The sequence below is a fragment of the Mesorhizobium sp. CNPSo 4689 genome (genome assembly GCF_057784325.1).
In genome coordinates this window covers 1-3,124 of the sequence record NZ_JBWLUZ010000084.1, presented here as the reverse complement: position 1 = coordinate 3,124, position 3,124 = coordinate 1, and the positions used below count along the sequence as shown (strand labels likewise).

Sequence of the window (3,124 nt, the reverse complement as noted above, 5' to 3'; positions counted from 1 at the left end):
CCCCCCACCCCTGTCCCCGCTGCTCATGCATCGCCGTGCCTCGTCACCCCGTAGTCCTCTCCGACGCGGCTGAGCCGGAAAGTTTGACAAACTCGTCAAACTCTTCGAGTCTTTCATAGCGCTGTATCGCCCGATAGGCCGCTCCTCGCTGGCGGGGCACGGCACTAGGCTTGCGATCGAAGGGGCGGCTTTTGCCCCCTCTCACGTCTTCAGTCGTCCCATTCGTCATCATCGAGCGGCTGATAGTCAGGAACGACCCGGATAATCGGACGAGGACGTTCATAGCGCCAGTAGTATTCGTCTGGCGGCTGCGCCTCATAGGTCCGATAGGCGCGCTGGTAATATTTACGGTGCTTCCAGTGCTCTTTGTGCACTTTGCGCGGCCGTACGCAGTAGCCGTCCCGGGTTAAGTAAGCGCATGTCACTCGCGCCTCCTGGACCAGGCCGCGGTGGGCCGGCGCGCCAAGTGTCATCGGCGCCGCTTGGGCGCCGAAGGTCAGCGACAAAATCGCGCCGGCCAAGGCAAAAACAGGCAGCTTCATTCGCTTCTCCATCGTCTCAGGTCATGGCCGAACAACACTTCGATTTCGGACGATTTAGGGCGCTCGAAATCACTTTGTTTTTCCGTCGCACATCTACCCGCCAATTCACCGGCCCCGTAACGTGCACCCGATGAACGGCAGATCCTTCCCACTTGCCGGAGTCACCCCTTCAACGGAGATCGCCTTTCCGTGACCATGAAATACCCGTTTTTCGAGGACACACTCGGCAAGAAAGTCGCGATCGGCACGGGGCTGTCGTGCTCGAGGTGCCTGCGCTAGCCCGCCGCCTAGGCGACGACTACCGCTGCATGCATTGGATCTGGTCAAGGCGCTCTATTGCCAACCATGTCGATAGGCCGGCCGCGAGGATCGAAACCTCCTCTTCACAAACCGTGCTATGACGCCGGACAAGCGGCGTTAGTTTGGCATCTTGAAGTCGACGTCGACCAGACTGAACTTTCCCGGAATGTGCGCCTTTAATCTGGTTTCAGTGCTTTCCCAGGCGGGTTGATGGCAAGGTGACGCCTGTTCATGTCCAGCGAGACGCCCCCGGCCTCCCAAATGTGAAGAGCACCCCCATCGGGTGGGTGCGAGTGCAGCAGCGCATGGCCGACGGTCAGTCCATGCTGCATATCTGCTGGAAAATCCATCCGCGGAACGCCGCGCGACGATGTCATAGTGGGCGGCATGAACGGCACCTCGCGCACAACCATGCTAACGTTCTCGCCATTGTCCAAATTGAAGAAAAATGTTGGCATCCCCACCGCGCTCAATTTCGGGCCGAGGGCCGCGGCTGGCTCCTTGGACATGAAGAAATGGAATTGCGCGGCGTTCTCGTAGTTCGCTATGCCGAATGCAAATAGGCCATTTCCCGGTCTTCCTACTTGCTTACCGAGGGCAAGATGCCTTGCGGGGATAGTGAGTGATACAACCTCGACGGCGCCTGTCTCTGGCAAGGTGGGTTTTTCCCAGACCACGGTTGCGCGCTCATCAACAAACCCCCGGCTGTTGCGTGAGCGAAGGTATTCGACATCTTGCCTGTCGAAGGCCAGCCGGAATTTGTGGTCGGCATGGAGGCTTACCTTTTGCACCCGTCCCAATCCTGTCGGCATAAGGTAGAACGAGTTGCGATGTGCCCAAGCTGCCCACACCCACGAATACAGGTCATGTGGCCCATAAACAGTAAGTGCACGCGCTTGCGTATTGCACTGTCGATCGCATTGCTGATCGCTTGCTTCCTGGAAACCATAGGCGGCTACTTCCTGAACCTCACACGCGCACCGCCGTCATTCTTGGCAATGAACTCGACGCGTGCCGATTCGAGGCCGCGCCGAAAGTCACCGGCTTTCACTCAGCCTTCAGTACCTGGTGTCTGATCAACCAGTCACGAATGATCAATCGGACGGCTTCAGGTCGTGAAACATCATGTTCTGCAACAAATTGATCGACGCCTGCGAGCATGTCCGGTTGAAGGCGGACCATGATCGGCACGCCCTTTCCGGTCGGGGCCGGTCCGCGTTTCTTTGATACCACGGTTTCTTGCTTTGGCATGAAACTCTGATATCATAATTTCCGTTCTTACGGAAGCACCAGGGCCACACACGAAACCAGATTTGGAGAAGATCCGATGCCGAACGGCCTTGTTCGGGCTGCCGCCGCAGGCATGGCCCTCGATCTCATGACGTACCTCATAGCCGTAACGGATCATTGGTGGGGTGATCTAGGCGGGGAGTACCGGGCTGGGCAGCGCGCCTAGCAGGGCGAGCCGCGAGCCCTGTTAACCAGCCGAAGCCGAACCGGTATCAAATATACGCGCCTGTGCTAAAAATGCCTGCAATGCCGGGAACAAGCCGGCGCTCTTTCTTGCCGGGGGGCAAAGAGCCGTGTTGGTCAACTGTGCGCAATGCACCATGGTAGTAAGCTCGGCCACGCCTAAGTGTCCGCGTTGCGGTCATCATAACGCACTGGACCACCAAGCTGCCTCAGAGCCGTTGTTCGGAAGCATTGAAAAACACAGCCGGTCCGAAAACGTCGAGAGGCTATTTCTGGCGACCTTCCTTGGCATCTTCGGCGCCGGAATGTTGACGGTTCTGATTTTGATCGTCCACCAGGTTACGACAGGTGTCGTCCTGCCTAAGTGAGCCTCCGGTACAATGGCGCTGGCGGGGCTGCCAGGGCCTCTGAGTTAACAGGCGGCCCGGCTACCTCCTCGTCGGGACTAGCCAGCTCTGGGTCGCTTTCGAGGCTTATGCCCAGAAATTGTCCCAGGCGTAGAGGTCGTAGAAGTGGTCCCTGGCGTCCATCAACTTGCCGTTCTTGATGTCGAAAACGATGCAACAGAGCACGTCCAGCCGTTTGCCGTTGCGCTCCCCGGTATTCTGATGGACGCCGACCACGAGCCCGTCCTCGCTCTCCGTCACGTGCAAAAGTTTTGCCTTGAAGGTCCCGTGGGTTTCGCTGCCCAACTGGCCGAACTGGCCAAAGATTGCCTCGTGGCCTTTATGGTCTCCGGCCACGGGACTCTTGCCCGGAGTATGCCAGGTGCAGGTCTCGTCGATGATTAGCGCCAGCGTGTCCATGTC

The 3,124-nt window shown here is 58.3% G+C and carries 4 protein-coding genes; all 4 read right to left on the bottom strand.

Translation table 11 applies throughout. From position 1 onward, the window contains the following. Positions 1-209 precede the first annotated feature (209 nt). Positions 210-542, bottom strand: coding sequence for a hypothetical protein (locus AC04SI_RS33135; protein WP_404280618.1), 333 nt, complete (start codon positions 540-542; stop codon positions 210-212). 476 nt (positions 543-1,018) lie between these two features. Beyond that, positions 1,019-1,633, bottom strand: a complete 615-nt coding sequence (locus AC04SI_RS33130) for a hypothetical protein (RefSeq protein ID WP_404280619.1) — start codon at positions 1,631-1,633, stop codon at positions 1,019-1,021. A gap of 256 nt (positions 1,634-1,889) precedes the next feature. Next, entirely contained in the window at positions 1,890-2,093 is a 204-nt protein-coding gene (locus AC04SI_RS33125) for a ribbon-helix-helix domain-containing protein (RefSeq protein WP_404280620.1), read from the bottom strand. Between the two features lie 695 nt (positions 2,094-2,788). Continuing rightward, a partial coding sequence (locus AC04SI_RS33120; RefSeq protein ID WP_488475711.1) for a nuclear transport factor 2 family protein occupies positions 2,789-3,124 on the bottom strand: 336 nt, incomplete at its 5' end.

Bases quoted from the DNA above. Each gene is read 5' to 3' on its own strand.
- AC04SI_RS33125 (WP_404280620.1), bottom strand. From the start codon at position 2,093: ATGCCAAAGCAAGAAACCGTGGTATCAAAGAAACGCGGACCGGCCCCG.
- AC04SI_RS33135 (WP_404280618.1), bottom strand. From the start codon at position 542: ATGAAGCTGCCTGTTTTTGCCTTGGCCGGCGCGATTTTGTCGCTGACC.